15 protein-coding genes and 5 tRNA genes are annotated in these 15,668 nt (G+C 28.5%); 19 read left to right on the top strand and 1 reads right to left on the bottom strand.

The window, feature by feature from the left end:
* The first annotated feature begins 12 nt into the window (after positions 1 to 12).
* Genes ppdK through QMD25_04885 form a run of 6 tightly spaced genes read left to right on the top strand, consistent with a single transcriptional unit; the run spans position 13 to position 7,857 of the window.
* Positions 13 to 2,685 (top strand): pyruvate, phosphate dikinase, encoded by a 2,673-nt coding sequence (ppdK, locus tag QMD25_04910; GenBank protein ID MDI6861334.1) that lies wholly within the window; start codon positions 13 to 15, stop codon positions 2,683 to 2,685.
* Positions 2,651 to 3,763, top strand: coding sequence for a deoxyguanosinetriphosphate triphosphohydrolase (locus QMD25_04905; GenBank protein ID MDI6861333.1), 1,113 nt, complete (start codon positions 2,651 to 2,653; stop codon positions 3,761 to 3,763). Before ppdK ends, QMD25_04905 begins: the two co-directional genes overlap by 35 nt.
* Positions 3,760 to 5,403, top strand: coding sequence for a DNA primase (dnaG, locus tag QMD25_04900; GenBank protein ID MDI6861332.1), 1,644 nt, complete (start codon positions 3,760 to 3,762; stop codon positions 5,401 to 5,403). The genes QMD25_04905 and dnaG overlap by 4 nt, the downstream gene beginning before the upstream one ends.
* Before the next feature lie 3 nt (positions 5,404 to 5,406).
* Positions 5,407 to 6,501, top strand: a complete 1,095-nt coding sequence (gene rpoD / locus QMD25_04895; protein MDI6861331.1) for an RNA polymerase sigma factor RpoD — start codon at positions 5,407 to 5,409, stop codon at positions 6,499 to 6,501.
* 8 nt (positions 6,502 to 6,509) lie between these two features.
* Entirely contained in the window at positions 6,510 to 6,959 is a 450-nt protein-coding gene (rimI, locus tag QMD25_04890) for a ribosomal protein S18-alanine N-acetyltransferase (protein MDI6861330.1), read from the top strand.
* Between the two features lie 37 nt (positions 6,960 to 6,996).
* The gene (locus tag QMD25_04885; protein ID MDI6861329.1) at positions 6,997 to 7,857 is read left to right on the top strand and encodes an EamA family transporter; all 861 of its coding nucleotides are present in this window, start codon (positions 6,997 to 6,999) and stop codon (positions 7,855 to 7,857) included.
* On the opposite strand, the gene QMD25_04880 is transcribed toward QMD25_04885, so the two are convergent.
* On the bottom strand, positions 7,858 to 8,541 hold the full coding sequence (locus QMD25_04880) for a molybdopterin-dependent oxidoreductase (GenBank protein MDI6861328.1): 684 nt from the start codon (positions 8,539 to 8,541) through the stop codon (positions 7,858 to 7,860).
* A gap of 80 nt (positions 8,542 to 8,621) precedes the next feature.
* On the opposite strand from QMD25_04880, the gene QMD25_04875 reads away from it, so the two are divergent.
* From QMD25_04875 to QMD25_04815, 13 genes are all read left to right on the top strand, one after another.
* Entirely contained in the window at positions 8,622 to 9,260 is a 639-nt protein-coding gene (locus QMD25_04875; protein ID MDI6861327.1) for an S-layer homology domain-containing protein, read from the top strand.
* The gene (locus tag QMD25_04870) at positions 9,244 to 10,011 is read left to right on the top strand and encodes a type III pantothenate kinase (GenBank protein ID MDI6861326.1); all 768 of its coding nucleotides are present in this window, start codon (positions 9,244 to 9,246) and stop codon (positions 10,009 to 10,011) included. Before QMD25_04875 ends, QMD25_04870 begins: the two co-directional genes overlap by 17 nt.
* A complete protein-coding gene (locus tag QMD25_04865) occupies positions 10,008 to 10,946 on the top strand; it encodes a tRNA-dihydrouridine synthase (protein MDI6861325.1) in 939 nt (312 codons plus the stop codon). Before QMD25_04870 ends, QMD25_04865 begins: the two co-directional genes overlap by 4 nt.
* A gap of 11 nt (positions 10,947 to 10,957) precedes the next feature.
* Positions 10,958 to 11,854, top strand: a complete 897-nt coding sequence (locus QMD25_04860; protein ID MDI6861324.1) for a quinate 5-dehydrogenase — start codon at positions 10,958 to 10,960, stop codon at positions 11,852 to 11,854.
* Between the two features lie 17 nt (positions 11,855 to 11,871).
* The gene (greA, locus tag QMD25_04855; GenBank protein ID MDI6861323.1) at positions 11,872 to 12,399 is read left to right on the top strand and encodes a transcription elongation factor GreA; all 528 of its coding nucleotides are present in this window, start codon (positions 11,872 to 11,874) and stop codon (positions 12,397 to 12,399) included.
* Position 12,400: 1 nt separating this feature from the next.
* Positions 12,401 to 13,855, top strand: a complete 1,455-nt coding sequence (gene lysS / locus QMD25_04850; GenBank protein ID MDI6861322.1) for a lysine--tRNA ligase — start codon at positions 12,401 to 12,403, stop codon at positions 13,853 to 13,855.
* Position 13,856: 1 nt separating this feature from the next.
* Positions 13,857 to 14,840 (top strand): tryptophan--tRNA ligase, encoded by a 984-nt coding sequence (trpS, locus tag QMD25_04845; GenBank protein MDI6861321.1) that lies wholly within the window; start codon positions 13,857 to 13,859, stop codon positions 14,838 to 14,840.
* Positions 14,837 to 15,058: a DUF2007 domain-containing protein gene (locus QMD25_04840; protein MDI6861320.1), complete on the top strand. Its 222-nt coding sequence runs from the start codon at positions 14,837 to 14,839 to the stop codon at positions 15,056 to 15,058. Before trpS ends, QMD25_04840 begins: the two co-directional genes overlap by 4 nt.
* An 89-nt stretch (positions 15,059 to 15,147) precedes the next feature.
* Positions 15,148 to 15,222 (top strand) — tRNA-Thr (locus tag QMD25_04835).
* A gap of 6 nt (positions 15,223 to 15,228) precedes the next feature.
* A tRNA-Tyr gene (locus tag QMD25_04830) sits at positions 15,229 to 15,315 on the top strand.
* Position 15,316: 1 nt separating this feature from the next.
* A tRNA-Gly gene (locus QMD25_04825) sits at positions 15,317 to 15,392 on the top strand.
* A 7-nt stretch (positions 15,393 to 15,399) separates the two neighbouring features.
* Positions 15,400 to 15,474, top strand: a tRNA-Met gene (locus tag QMD25_04820).
* Between the two features lies 1 nt (position 15,475).
* Positions 15,476 to 15,551 (top strand) — tRNA-Thr (locus QMD25_04815).
* Positions 15,552 to 15,668 lie beyond the last annotated feature (117 nt).

The following is a 15,668-nucleotide window of genomic DNA, read 5'->3' as shown; positions in this document are numbered from 1 at the left end:
AAGGAGTAGGGAATGACAAAGAGAATTTATGAGTTTGAAGAAGGTTCTAAAGAGATGAGAAATCTTTTAGGAGGTAAGGGAGCAGGTCTTGCAGAAATGACAAGAATAGGTCTACCTGTTCCAAGCGGTTTCACAATTACAACAGAGGTTTGTAATGAATATTATAGAGTTGGAGGGAAACTCCCAGAAGGTTTAAAAGAAGAGATTTTAGAATATTTAAATAAATTAGAAAAGAAAGTTAATAAAAAGTTTGGTTCAAAAGAAAATCCCCTACTTGTATCAGTAAGATCTGGCGCCCCTGTTTCAATGCCAGGAATGATGGACACAATTTTAAATCTTGGTTTAAACGATGAAACTGTTAAAGGACTTGAAGAGTTAACAAAAGATAAAAGATTTGCATATGATTCTTACAGAAGATTCATATCGATGTTTGGAAATGTTGTAATGGGAATCAAACATGAAAAATTTGAAGAGATTCTTGATGATGTAAAAAAGAAATATAATGTCAAATATGATTCAGAAATACCAGCAGAAGGTTTAATTGAGGTTGTTGAAAGATACAAAGAGTTATATAAAAAGGAAACTCAAGAAGAATTTCCACAAGATCCATACAAACAACTTATGATGGCAGTTGAGGCAGTCTTTAAATCTTGGAATAACAAAAGAGCAATAGAGTATAGAAGAATTTATAAGATACCCGAAACACTTGGAACTGCGGTTAATATCCAGATGATGGTATTTGGAAATGCAGGTTATGATTCAGGCACAGGAGTAGGATTTACAAGAGATCCATCAACTGGAGAAAATAAACTTTATGGAGAATATTTACTAAATGCACAAGGTGAAGATGTTGTTGCTGGAATTAGAACTCCTAAACCAATTGATGAACTTAAAAAAGATATTCCATCTGCATATGAGGAATTGTTAAGAGTAAAAGATATTCTCGAGAAACATTATAGGGATATACAGGATTTTGAATTTACTATTGAAAAAGGAAAACTATACATGCTTCAAACAAGAACAGGACAAAGGACCCCAATTGCAGCTGTAAAAATTGCTGTAGATATGGTTGAAGAAGGTTTAATAACAAAAGAAGAAGCAATAATGAGAGTTGATCCACATCAAGTTGAACTTCTTTTACATCCAATGATTGATCCAAAAGCTAATGTGAAGCATATAGCTAAAGGTTTACCAGCATCTCCTGGTGCTGCATATGGAAAAGTTGTTTTCGATACAGATGAAGCAGCATTAAGAGGAAATAATGGAGAAGAAATTATTCTTGTTAGACCAGAAACTACACCTGAAGATATTCATGGTATGGTTGCTGCAAAAGGAATTCTTACAGCAAGAGGTGGAATGACAAGTCATGCTGCAGTTGTTGCAAGAGGAATGGGTAAACCATGTGTTGTTGGTTGCGAAGAGATAAAAATTAACATGGAGGAGGGATATTTTATTGCTCCAGATGGAACAAGAGTAATGAAAGATGAATATATAACAATTGATGGAGGAACTGGAAGAGTTATATTAGGTAAAGCACCATTAATTGAACCAGAATTAGGTGGAAACCTTGAAAAATTATTAAAGTTTGCTGATGAAATTAGAAAACTTGGAGTAAGAGCAAACGCAAATACTCCTCAAGATGCAATAAAGGCTAAAAAATTTGGAGCAGAAGGAATAGGACTCTTAAGAATAGAAAGAATGTTTCTTGATCCAGAGAGATTGCCAATTGTTCAAGATATGATTATGGCAAAAACAAAGGAAGAGAGAGAAAAACATTTAAGAAAAATTATTCCAATGATTCAAAAAGATTTTGAAGAGATGCTTGAAGTTATGGATAATCTTCCAGTTACAATAAGATTGCTTGATCCACCTCTTCATGAATTTTTACCTCAAAGAGAAAGATTGGAAGAAGAGATAAAGGAATTTAAAGAAAAAGGTGATATTGAAGAGGTAAAAAAAAGAGAAAATATTTTAAAGAGAGTTAAAGAACTGTATGAACATAATCCAATGATTGGTTGGAGAGGTTGCAGAGTCGGATTAGTTTATCCTGAAATTTATGAATCAATGATAGAAGCAATTATTATGGCTGCTATAAATTTAAAGAAAAAAGGTCTTAATCCGTTTGTTGAAATAATGCATCCACTTGTTTCGCATGAAAATGAGTTGAAGATCTTAAGAGAATTAACTGATAATATTGCTAAAAGAGTTATGGAGAGAGAAGGAGTTGAGATACACTATTTAATTGGAACTATGATTGAAGTTCCAAGAGCAGCAGTCTGTGCAGATAAAATAGCAAAATATGCAGACTTCTTTTCATTTGGAACAAATGATTTAACACAAACAGTTTTTGCATTTTCAAGAGATGATGTTGAAGCAACATTTTTACCTTTCTATATAGACAAGAAGATACTCCCAGAGAATCCATTTATGGTTTTAGATATTGAAGGAGTTGGAAAACTAGTTGAACTTGGAACAAAACTTGGAAAAGAGGCTAATCCAAAACTTGAAGTTGGAATATGTGGTGAACATGGAGGAGAGCCAACAAGTGTTAAATTTTTCCATAAAGCAGGCCTCGATTATGTATCTTGTTCTCCATTTAGAATTCCAATAGCACGTCTTGCTGCTGCACAAGCGGTAATTGAGGAGAAAATTGCCAAGACAACAACCTATCAGGATACTCGCTGAAAAATTAGAAGAAAAAAACTTAAGCCCTTTTGCAACTTTATCAAAATTAAGTAAAGGAAGAATATTTAAAGAAAAAAAATGTGAAATAAGAACCGATTTTCAAAGAGACAGAGACAGAATAATTCATTCTAAATCCTTTAGAAGATTAAAAGATAAAACACAGGTTTTCTTTTTTCCATTGGGTGATCATTATAGAACAAGACTTACTCATGTACTTGAAGTTTCTCAAATAGCAAGAGTAATAGGTAGAGCATTAAGACTAAATGAAGATTTGATTGAGGCTATTTCCTTAGGACATGATTTAGGTCATTCACCATTTGGTCACATTGGGGAAGAGATTTTAGATAAAAAATACAAAGAGTATGTTAAAACTGGTGGTTTTAAACATAATGAACAATCTTTAAGAGTTGTTGATTTCTTAGAAGAAGGATATGGAAATAAAAAAATAACTGGTTTAAATCTAACATGGGAAACAAGAGATGGAATTTTGATGCACTCAAAAGGTTTAAAAATTCTAGATGAAAGTAATATCCAAAATATAACTACTCTTGAAGGAGAGGTAGTTGCTTATTCAGATAGAATTGCGTATTTAAATCATGATCTTGATGATGCAATAAGAGGTGGAATTATTAAAGAGAGAGAAATTCCAAAGGAAATAAAAAAGATTCTTGGCAAAGATAGTGGAGAAAGAATTGATAAAATGGTTAAAGATTTAATTTATAACTTTTTGAAAACCTTTAAATTAAAATTTAGTGACGAAATAAAAGAGATTGTTGATTTATTTTTAAATTTTTTAAAAGAAAGATTGTATTATAACACGGAGATCAGAGGAGAAGAAATTTTAAGAATTGAAAAAATTATAAGTGATCTTTTTGATTTTTTTATGGAAAATCCAAGTAAAATATTAAATTTTGTTAAAAAATATGAAGTTCCAATAAGTTTTAAAACATGGGAGGATGCTTTAGAAAAAATAGAAATTAGAGCAAGATTTGTATGTGATTATATTTCAGGTATGAGTGATGAATATCTTCTTTTAATTTATAATGAAACTTTTCTTCCAAAGCCCTGGAAAGCATGAAAAATATTTTTGAATTTGCAGAAGATTTAAGAGAAAAAGTTGATATAGTTGAATTTTTATCTCAATATTTAAATATAAAAAAGAGAGGTAAAAATTATGTTGCGTTGTGTCCTTTTCATCCTGATAAAAATCCTTCCTTAAATATTTCGAGAGAAAAAGGACTATTTCACTGTTTTGGATGTGGTGTGGGTGGAACAATTTATCATTTTGTAATGAAAATGGAAAATGTTAGTTTTGAAAGAGCAGTTGAAATTGTCGCAAATTGGGCAAATGTAGAAATTCCAAGTTTTGAATATTCAAAGAAGAATGATTGGGTATATTCATTTCATGAAAAATTAGCAAATTATTTTAAAGAAAATTTACTTAAAAATGAAAACATAGTTGATTATTTATTTAAAAGAGGACTTGATTTAAATGGAATTGAGAAATTTTGTTTAGGTTATGCACCTATTGAAATCGATGATTTCTTGAAAAAAGAAAATGTTTCCGATGCTAAACTAAGAGAAACCGGAATTTATCCTTATAGGAATTTTTCAAAAAGATTAATTTTTCCAATAAAAAGTGTTTCAGGGAAAATTGTTGGATTCTCAGGTAGGGCATTAGAAGGAGAAGAGCCAAAATATATAAACTCTCAAGAAACTATTTTTAAAAAAGGAGAAATTTTATATGGTTTATATGAAAATAAAGATGAAATTCTTAAAACAAAAGAAGCAATTCTTGTGGAAGGATATATGGATGTAATTATTTTAAATATTAAAGGAATTAGAAATGTTGTATCTTCAATGGGTACATCTTTTACAGAAGATCAAGGGAAAATTTTAAAAAGATTTGCTGATAGATTATACATTTCTTTTGATCCAGATATTGGTGGAGTTGAAGGTACAAAAAGAGCACTTGAAATTGGTGAGAAATATAACTTTGAAGTTAAAGTAATTGAAATTCCAGATAAACTTGATCCAGATGAATTTGTTTTGAAATATGGAAGAGATGAATTCCTTAATTTAATTAAAAATTCTTTGGATGCTATAAACTTTTTATGGAATGAAGCAGAAAAAAAGAACAAAGGAAGTGAAACTCTTGTTCCTCTTGTTAAAGATTTAATTGAAATTGCTAAAAGAATAAAAGATCCAACAAAAAGATTTGATATTTTAAAAAGAATCTCAGAGAGAACCGGCTTTCCTGAGACAATTTTACTTGAAGAGATTAAAGAGAAAAAAGTAAAAAAATCTCAAATTATAGAGATACAGGATAATATTTTAGAGAGAGAATTTTTAACATATATTATTAAAAATAGAGAATTTTTAGATTTAATAAAAGATGAAATAAATGAAAATTATATAATGACTAAAAAATATAAAGATCTGTACATAAAAATCAAAAATTCAAGTGAGTTTATTTTAATGGAAGATGCTTTATATAGAGAACTGCTTTTTTCAGATATTGAAATTGGACCTAAGGAGCATTTTTTTGATATAATTAAAAGATTGAAATTTATCTATTTACAGAATCAGAAAAAAGAGTTATTAATTAATTTAGAGAAAGCAGAAAAAGAGAAAAAGGACGAACTTATTGATTATTTTAAGTTAAAATTAATTGAGTTAGAAAAAGAGATCAAGAATTTAAGATATAAGGAGGTGTGAAGTTTGAGCAATAAGTTTAAACATGATGAGATATCAAGATTAATAGAAAAAGCAAAAGAACGTGGAAATTTATCATATAATGAGATATTTGAAACTCTCTCTTCTATTGAAGATTTATCTCCAGAAGAAATTGATGAAATGTATGAATCTTTAATTGATAATGGAATTATTTTTGGAGATGAAAAAGAAATAGAACTTGAGGAGGAAAGAAGAAGAGAAGAATTAGAAAAACTAAAAGAAGGAATAGATTTAACAAAAGAAGAATTAGGAGAACCACTTGATCCTGTAAATTCATATCTTGTTGAAATAAGTAAAATTCCTCTTTTAACAAAAGAAGAGGAATATGAACTTGCTAAAAAAATGAAAGAAGGCACACCCGAAGAGAGAGCAGAAGCAAGAAAAAAGTTAATAGAGAGTAATTTAAGACTTGTTGTAAGTATAGCAAAAAAATATATTGGACAAGGACTTCTCTTTTTAGATTTAATTCAAGAAGGAAATCTTGGTTTAATTAAAGCGGCTGAAAAATTTGACTATAAAAAGGGTTGGAGATTTTCCACATACGCAACATGGTGGATAAGACAGGCTATTACAAGGGCCCTTGCAGATCAATCAAGAACAATAAGAGTTCCTGTTCATATGGTTGAAAATATAAATAGATTAAAGAAAATAACAAGACAACTTATGCAAAGGTTAGGTAGGGAACCAACAGATGAAGAGGTTGCAAAAGAGATGGGTATCTCAGTTAAAAAAGTTCAAGATTTCAAAAGAGTTGCTCAAGTTCCTATTTCCCTTGAAACTCCAGTTGGTGATGATGAAGATACAACTCTTGCAGATTTTGTAGAAGATAAATCTATTTTATCACCAGAGGAGGAAACAATTAAAAATTGCTCAAATGAAGAACTTCTTGAACTTTTAAAATTTTTACCTGAAAGAGAAAGAGAAATTGTAAAACTTCGTTTTGGTCTTGGTGGAGAAGTTCCACATACATTAGAGGAGGTTGGCGCAAAATTCAATGTAACAAGAGAAAGAATTAGACAAATAGAATCAAAAGCTATAAGAAGATTGAGACAATTAATGAAAAAAGAGAAACGAGTTTAAAATATTGAATGGTCGAAAATTTAAAAATTAGACCAATGTTAAATAGAGATATTTTATCAGTTGTAGAAATAGATAGAAAATCATATTCACAACCATGGGGAGTAAATGAATTTTTTAGGGAGATAAATTATAATAGATTTGGAAGATATTTTGTTGCTGAAATAGATAGAAAAGTTGTTGGATACATTGGAAGTTGGTTTTTAGGAGATCTTATTCATATAACAACTATTGCAGTGGATCCTCAATACAGAAGAAGGGGAATTGGGGAGATGTTAATGAATTATATTATAGATATGGGTAAAAGCGAAAAAGCAAAAAAAGTAGTTTTAGAAGTTAGAGTATCTAATATAATTGCACAAAAACTATATGAAAAACTTGGTTTTAAAATTGAGAAGATCAAAAAGGAATATTATCCTGATAATAAGGAAGACGCATATTATATGATAAAAGAAATTTAAAATAATTTACTAAATAAATTTTGTTAAAATATAATTTATGTTATCATATTTGTCTCTTTTAGGTAGAATTTTTTTAATTGGCCTTGAAAGAATAGTTATAAAACAATTAACAGACAAACAAAACAATTTAAGTGTAACATTTATTTTTTTCTTTTTATCTCTACCATTTCTTTTACCTTTCGTATTTATTATAGAAAAACCAACAAATTTTATCTTTTTAAAAAATGTCATTATATCTAGTCTAATTTATACAAATTCATTTATTCTTTATGTTAAATCCATTTCTATTGAAGATGTATCACTTGTTGCCCCGCTCTATAATTTTAATGTTTTCTTTCTTATTTTATTAACATCTATATTTTTAGATGAAAAAATTACACTCATTAAAATTTTTGGACTTTCTTTACTTGTATATGGATCGTCTTTCCTTATGAAGAAGGAGAGTATTTTCAAATCATTTAGTGCACTTTTTAAAAATAAGGGATCAAAATATATGATTTTGTCATCCTTTTTAATTGCAATTGGTAGAACAATTGATGGGTTTTCGGCAAAAACTGGTGTATCTCCAATTTTTTATTCTTTCTTTTTATATTTAACAATAACAATATTTCTTTTCTTGATTTTGTTATTTTCAAAAAAATTTTACGAAGTTAAACTTTTATTAAAAAATAAATTTTTGTTATCTTCTTTAGCAGGAATTACAAATGCATATTCATATTTGTTTCTTTTGATTGCTTTTAAAAAAATTGATATTAGTATTGCAGAACCATCAACCATGTTGGGGACAATAGTTACTCTTTGGCTTTCCAAATTTCTTTTTAAAGAAAATATAAAATATAGATTTATTGGAACAATAATTATGATAATTGGTGCATATCTTCTATTTTTAAAAATTTAACTATTTTGGATTCTCTATAAAAGATTTATCAATGTCTCCGTCATTAGAGAATCCTCTTTCTTCCCAATAACCTCTATATTCCTCATTATCACTAATTTCAATTTGTGTTATCCACTTTATCCATTTATAACCCCATTTTTCTTCAGCAACAAGTTGAAATGGAAATCCTCTTTCGGGTGGAAGTATCAAACCATTTATCTTGTATGCAATTATAATATCTTTATCATAAAAATATTCAATTGGAAAAGAAGTTGTGTATCCATCATATGCATAAAAAATTAAAACTTTAGCGTTATCTTTTACTATTGCTTCACTTATTAAATCTCTAACAAGAAAACCTTCCCATAAAACTTTAGCACTCCAACCTTCTACACAATTAAGAGTTGTCACTTTTTCATATTTTTGAAACTTATTTATAATTTCTTCATATGTATAATTTAACTCTTTTTCAACCAATCCCCAAACTTTTAATTTATAGTTTTTTATATCAACATATTGTGGTCCTTTAATAGAATTTTCTCTAAAATCATTAATTGAAGAAAGATTTTCACTCTTATAATTTAATATTTCTACACCTGTAAGTGTTATTTCTTCTTTTTTATTTATTAGATAGTTGTTTATTATGAAAATTGATGTAATTGAAACAACTAAAAATATAAATATTATAATGTTTTTCTTTTTCATGAATCCTCCTTATAATTATTTTAATTTTAACACTATTTTAATAAATAAGATTTCCAAGCAAATGTGTTAAAATTTAAAAGATGAAAAAAATTTTATTTATAGTGATTTTAATTTCAATTTTCCTTGTTGGTATAAAATTCAATGAAAAAATAGATCAAAAATATATTAATACAATTAATTATTTAATTGAAAAAGACATAATTAAAGGTTTTCCAGATGGAACTTTTAAAGTTAATTGGGCAATAACTCAGAGTGAATTTATAACACTTATTGTTAGGTGTAAGTTAAAATATGAAAAAATAGAAAACAAAAAAAATATTTTTGATAATTTAAGGTTGACACTTTTAAATTTTTATAAATCAATCTTTAAAAGAGAGCAAAAAGAAAAATTTAAAAATTTTCAAAATGAGTGGTTTCATCCATATTTAATTGAATATCTTAATTTTTCAGATGTTTCTGAAGATGAAATAGATCCACTTTCTTACATAAATATTTATGATGCTCTTTATTTATTATTAAAAGCATCAAAATATAATGGTGAGATTAAAAATATTAATCTACCTTTGGATGAAAAAGAATGTAGAGAAGTTTTAATTAGCGCAGTATCACATAAATTTTATATTGATGGTTTATCTTTTAAAAATAGATTATCAAGAGGAGATGCTTTTATTATTATTGAGAACTATTTAAGGAAGGTGGAATATGCTTTTAACAATTGATATTGGAAACACAAACATTGTTTTTGGGGTATTTAAAAGGGATATTCTAATAAAAACATATAGGTTATCATCAAGAGTTTTGAGAACCTCAGATGAGTACGCACTTGAGATATTCTCTCTTTTTTATCTTGATAAATTACCAATAAAAGATATAGAAGATATAATAATATCATCTGTTGTTCCTCCACTTGATCCAATTATTGAAAAGACCTGTGAAAAACTATTTAATAAAAAACCGATATTTATAAATCTTTCTATGAAGTTACCAATTAAATTTGAAATAGAGAATTTAAGCGAAATAGGTATGGATAGAGTTGTTGGAAGTTCAATGGGATACTATATTACAAAAGAAAACACTGTTGTTGTTGATTTTGGAACAGCAACAACTTTTGATGTTGTAAGAAAAGATGGAATTTTTATAGGAGGTGCAATTGCGCCGGGAATTTTAATTTCTCTTGAATCATTAATAACAAGAACAGCAAAACTTCCAAAAGTTGAATTAAGTGCACCTCCGTCACCAATAGGAAAAAATACAGTTAATGCAATAAAATCGGGCATGTTATATGGATGGAGTGGGATTGTTGAAAGAATAGTTTCTGAGGTAGAATCATTCCTTAATGAAAAAATAAAAATTATAATTACTGGTGGTGCATCTCATTTTATTATACCTTTTATAAAAATTGATTATATTTATGAAAAAGATTTGATATTAAAAGGTCTAAAATTAATTTATGAATTGAATAGAAAATGATAGAGTTTAATAAAAAACTTATTTTTTTAGCACCCTTGTCAAATTTTTCAGATACAGGAATGAGAATTCTTTCAAAAAGATTTGGTGCAGATTTAACATATACTGGAATGATTTCTTCATATGAAATTGTAAATAAAAAAGCCATTCCATTTCAAATTTTTGCTGAGGAAAGACCAATAGCAGTTCAAATATTTGGAAATGACCCACATATAATTGAAACTGCTGTTAAAATTTTAGGTACTACTCCTGATATTATTGATTTAAACTTTGGTTGTCCATCTAAAAATCTTATAATGAGTGGCAATGGTGGCTATCTTTTGCTCGATCTAAGAAAAATAAGAGATTTAATCAAAAGCGCAATATATAATTCTAAAGTGCCTGTTTCAGTTAAAATTAGAAGTGGTTTTGATAAAAATAGCATGAATTATTTAGATGTTGGTAGAATTTGTGAGGAAGAGGGTGTCTTCTTTTTAACAATTCATCCAAGAACTGTATCAATGAAATATTCTGGAAAAGCAGATTTAAATATAACAAAGGAGTTAAAAAATTCTTTAAAGATACCAATTATCCATAGTGGAGATATATTTAGTATTAATGATTTAGAAAAAGTTTTTAATGAGACAAATTGTAATGGTGTTATGATAGGAAGGTCTGCTATTGGAAATCCATGGATATTTTCTGATTTTAAAGATTATTTATTTAATAAAAAATATCCTCAGAAAAGATCATTAGAAGAGAAAATTGAAATTATTGTTGAACATATGGAGATATTAAAAAAAATTTATTCTGAAAATTATGCAATAAAACAAATGAAAATTCATATTCCCAAATATTTAAAGGGATATCCAGGAATTTCAAGATTGAATAAATTGTTAAATGGAGTAAAATCAATAAATGAGTTAAAAAATCTCCTTTTTAATTTTAGGAAATTATAAAGAGGTGTTTCATGAAAAGAGTTGTAAGTATTAGTTTAGGCTCTTCAAAAAGAGACAAAAAGGTAGAAGTGGAGATTTTGGGCGAGAGGTTTATTATTGAAAGAATAGGAACCGATGGAAGTAAAGAAAAGATGATAAATATGTTTAAAGAACTAGATGGAAAAGTTGATGCGTTTGGTTTAGGAGGAGCAGATCTTTATATAAGTGTTGGTAAAAGAAGAACAACATTAAAATCTATAGAAAAATTAGTTAAAAATGTTGTATTTACACCCATCTGTGATGGGCAATATGTTAAAGATACACTTGAAAAAAAAGCAGTTTTGTTTATAAGAGATAAAGGCTTAATAGATAAAAATACCAAAGTTATGGTAATTTCAGGTGTTAGTAGATATGGACAGGTTGAAGGTTTTCTTGAAGTTGGTTGTAAAATTTTATATGGAGATCTTATGTTTTCATTAAACCTTCCATTTCCTATTTATAACTATAAAACTTTTTTATTTCTTGCATCACTCATTGTACCAATTGCAAGAAATTTACCTTATGAATGGTTATACCCTACTGGAAAATCTCAAGAAGAAATTATTCCAAAATATGAAAAATATTATAAATGGGCAGATGTTATTGCAGGAGATTTTCTTTACATAAAAAAGCATATGCCAGAAGATCTTAAAGATAAAATAATCTTTACAAATACAACTACTCCTGAAGATAGAGAACTTTTAAAGAAAAGAGGTGTAAAATATTTAATAACAACTACACCTGAATTTGATGGTAGAACCTTTGGAACAAATGTAATTGAGGCTCTTATTTGTGCTTATACTGGAAAAAAACCAAATGAAATAAGCGAAAGTGAATATTATGAATTATTTGATAAACTAAACATTAAACCTAATATAATAGAATTATAATCTATAAGGAGGATAATATGACTTCTAAAGAAAAAAAGGAAGAGATTATTACACCAAAAGGTGATAAAGTTTATATGACAAAAGAAGGGTTAAAAAGACTTGAAAATGAACTTGAATATTTAAGAAATGTTAAAAGACCAGAAATCGCAAGAAAACTAGAAGATGCTGTTCAAGCCTTTGGCGAATTAACTGAAAATGCAGAATATGAGGAAACAAAAAGAGAACAAGCATTAATTGAGGGAAGAATTTCAGAGTTAGAAGAACTTTTATCAAAAGCAATAATTATTGATACTGAAAAAATTTCTAAAGTTGCTGTGGGAATAGGTAGTAGAGTTAAAATTCTTGTAAAAAATTTAAAGGATAAAAGTGAGGAAATAATGGAGTTTATGTTAGTAAGTTCGGTTGAAGGAGAGCCTGAAGAGAATAAAATATCTATAGAATCGCCAATTGGTGAAGCAATTCTTGGTAAAAAAAAGGGAGATGTTGTTAAAGTAAAAATTCCAAAAGGTGAAGTTTTGATAAAGATTGTCTCCATAGAAAAGTAAAATGGAAGAAAGAGATATTAGACTTCAAAAATTAAAAGAGTTAAAAGAAAAAGGAATTAACCCTTTCGAGTATAGATTTGATAGAACACATACTGCTAACGAAGTTAAAAAAAATTTTGATGAACTTCAAAATAAACTTGTTAAAGTTTCAGGAAGGGTTATTTCTGAAAGATTACATGGAAAAGCAAGTTTTATTACAATTAGAGATTTTAGTGGAACAATACAAATTTATCTAAATATAAATAATTTAGGAGAATCTAATTATAATTTTTTTAAAAAATATATTGATCCTGGTGATTTTATAGGAGTATCTGGAACTGTTTTTAAGACTCATACTGGTGAAATCACTATAAACGCAAATAATTTTACTCTTCTTACAAAATCTTTACTTCCTTTACCAGAAAAATATCATGGAATTAAAGATGTAGAGGTAAGATATAGAAAGAGATATCTTGATCTTATTGCAAATCCACAAAATATAGATATTTTTATAAAAAGAAGTGAAATTATAAAAAAAATAAGAGATTATTTAAATAACCTCGGTTTTATAGAAGTTGAAACTCCTATGCTTCAGCCAATTCCAGGTGGTGCTACAGCAAAACCTTTTGTTACTTTTCATAACGCTCTACAAGAAAATTTTTATTTGAGAATAGCACCAGAATTATATTTAAAAAGATTAATTGTTGGTGGTTTTGAAAAAGTATATGAGATTAACAGAAATTTTAGAAATGAAGGAATTTCAACTATTCACAACCCTGAATTTACTATGCTTGAGTTATATGAAGCATACTCTGATTATCAAGATATAATGGTTTTAACAGAAAATTTGATTAGTGAAGTAGTTTTACATGTTAATGGTAGTCATATAATTGATTACAATGGAATTAAAATAAATTTTGAGCCACCCTGGAAAAGATTTTCTTATAAAGAGATATTTGAAGAAAAGACAAATGTTCCAATTGAAAAATTTAAAGATATAAATTTTGGATTAGAATATTTAAAGAAAGAAAATATTGAGTTAACAAAGAAACCAAATTTTAAAAATATTGTAGATGAAATTTTTAAAGAAAAGGTTGAGAAGGATTTAATTAATCCTACAATTATTTATGATTTCCCAATAGAGATGTCTCCTCTCGCAAAAAAGAAAAGAGATAATAATGGATGGGTTGAAAGATTCGAAGTATTCGTAAGAGGAATGGAAATTGCAAATGCTTTTTCAGAATTGAATGACCCTATTGACCAAAAAGAGAGATTCTTAGAGGAGATAAAAGAAAAAGATAAGGGTGATGAAGAATCTCACTATTTTGACGCAGATTATATTGAAGCACTAGAATATGGTATGCCGCCAACTGGTGGTTTAGGTATTGGAATTGATAGATTAACAATGATAATTACAAATAAAGACTCTATAAGAGAGGTAATTTTATTTCCTCAACTAAAGCGTAAGGAGGAGTAAAATGAAAAGAGTTGCATCTGGAATGAGACCAACCGGAAAATTACATCTTGGAAATTATTTTGGAGCATTAAAAAATTGGATAGAACTACAAGATAAATATGAATGTTATTATTTTATAGTTGATTACCACGCTTTAACAACTGGATATGAAAAATCAAAAGAGATAAGAGAAAATATTTACGAAATGGCATTAGATTGGTTTTCAATGGGTCTTGATCCTAACAAAGCTACAATTTATATTCAATCTTCAGTAATTGAAATTCCAATTTTACACTTAATTTTTTCAATGATTGTTCCAATGCCATGGCTTGAGAGAAATCCAACTGTAAAAGAGATGATAAGAGATCTTGACCTTAAAGAAAATGTTGGATACGGACTTTTAGGTTATCCAGTACTTCAAGCAGCAGATATTTTGATTGTTAAAGGAGAATTAGTTCCTGTAGGAAAAGATCAATTACCCCATCTTGAATTTAGTAGAGAATTAGCAAGAAGATTCAATTATTTATATGGAGAATATTTTCCTGAACCCCAAGCTCTTTTAACTGAAACTCCTTTAATTTTAGGAATAGATGGAAAAAAAATGAGCAAATCACTTAACAATCAAATAAATTTATCAGATAATGAGGAGGAAATTATAAATAAGGTTATGCAAATGATAACAGACCCTCAAAAAATAAGAAAAAGTGATCCTGGACATCCTGATATTTGTTCTGTTTTTACATATTATGGAAATTTCTATAAAGAAAAGTCAAGAATAGTAAAAAATGAATGTGAAAAAGGTTTAAGAGGTTGTGTAGATTGTAAAAAAGAGATAGCTAAAAAAATTTATCAATTTTTAGAACCATATAGAGAGAGAAAAGCTCAACTTGAAAAAGATAAAGACACAATTTGGGATATATTAAAAGAAGGAGGAAACAAGGTTAAAAGAGTTGCAGAAGAAACATTAAGTGAAGTAAAAAGATTGATGGGTCTTGAATATTTATGAATTTAGTTAAATTAATAACAGTAAACGATCTTTTTTCAGCCGAAATTATTAAAGAATTTTTAGAAAAAGAAGGGATTCCTGTTGTAATTAAAAGAACAAAATGGTTTGATAATCCATATTTAGGGAGCACTGGTCCAAGAGATTTATATGTTGAAGAAAAAGATTTAGAGTTGGCAAGAAATTTGCTTAAAGAATCTAATTTTAATTTTGAAATATAACACTTGACAAAAATTATAAATGTGTTTATTATATTAAGTGCTTCTTGACAAAAAATTATTCTTTAATATAATTTAAAAGATAGGGATTTGCCGGTGTAGCTCAGTGGCAGAGCAGCTGATTTGTAATCAGCGGGTCGTGGGTTCGAATCCCTCCGCCGGCTCCATAATGTGGAGAGGTAGCGAAGTGGTCAAACGCGGCAGACTGTAAATCTGTTGGCCATGCGCCTTCGTAGGTTCGAATCCTACCCTCTCCACCATGCGGGAGTAGCTCAGTTGGTAGAGCATCAGCCTTCCAAGCTGAGTGTCGCGGGTTCGAGTCCCGTCTCCCGCTCCAAATGGTTTGCGGGGTGGAGCAGTGGTAGCTCGTCGGGCTCATAACCCGAAGGTCGCTGGTTCGAATCCAGCCCCCGCAACCATGCCCATGTAGCTCAGGAGGAAGAGCGTGTCCTTGGTAAGGACAAGGTCAGCGGTTCGAATCCGCTCATGGGCTCCAGTTGATAAGGTTAAGAAGTTTAAGATTTATATATAGTTTTAATTTTTTTATAATCAGGAGATCTAATATGGCAAAAGAGAAATTTGAAAGAACTAAACCTCATGTGAATGTAGGAAC

Source organism: Caldisericia bacterium, assembly GCA_030018355.1.
Lineage (GTDB): Bacteria > Caldisericota > Caldisericia > B22-G15 > B22-G15 > JAAYUH01.
Note: the sequence above shows the minus strand (reverse complement) of the source record. Positions and strands in the feature narration are given on the sequence as shown.

Bases quoted from the DNA above. Each gene is read 5' to 3' on its own strand.
- QMD25_04840 (MDI6861320.1), top strand. From the start codon at position 14,837: ATGAATTTAGTTAAATTAATAACAGTAAACGATCTTTTTTCAGCCGAA.
- rimI (MDI6861330.1), top strand. From the start codon at position 6,510: ATGGTCGAAAATTTAAAAATTAGACCAATGTTAAATAGAGATATTTTA.
- lysS (MDI6861322.1), top strand. From the start codon at position 12,401: ATGGAAGAAAGAGATATTAGACTTCAAAAATTAAAAGAGTTAAAAGAA.
- QMD25_04880 (MDI6861328.1), bottom strand. From the start codon at position 8,541: ATGAAAAAGAAAAACATTATAATATTTATATTTTTAGTTGTTTCAATT.
- dnaG (MDI6861332.1), top strand. From the start codon at position 3,760: ATGAAAAATATTTTTGAATTTGCAGAAGATTTAAGAGAAAAAGTTGAT.
- QMD25_04885 (MDI6861329.1), top strand. From the start codon at position 6,997: ATGTTATCATATTTGTCTCTTTTAGGTAGAATTTTTTTAATTGGCCTT.
- QMD25_04865 (MDI6861325.1), top strand. From the start codon at position 10,008: ATGATAGAGTTTAATAAAAAACTTATTTTTTTAGCACCCTTGTCAAAT.
- ppdK (MDI6861334.1), top strand. From the start codon at position 13: ATGACAAAGAGAATTTATGAGTTTGAAGAAGGTTCTAAAGAGATGAGA.
- QMD25_04870 (MDI6861326.1), top strand. From the start codon at position 9,244: ATGCTTTTAACAATTGATATTGGAAACACAAACATTGTTTTTGGGGTA.
- trpS (MDI6861321.1), top strand. From the start codon at position 13,857: ATGAAAAGAGTTGCATCTGGAATGAGACCAACCGGAAAATTACATCTT.
- QMD25_04875 (MDI6861327.1), top strand. From the start codon at position 8,622: ATGAAAAAAATTTTATTTATAGTGATTTTAATTTCAATTTTCCTTGTT.
- QMD25_04860 (MDI6861324.1), top strand. From the start codon at position 10,958: ATGAAAAGAGTTGTAAGTATTAGTTTAGGCTCTTCAAAAAGAGACAAA.
- greA (MDI6861323.1), top strand. From the start codon at position 11,872: ATGACTTCTAAAGAAAAAAAGGAAGAGATTATTACACCAAAAGGTGAT.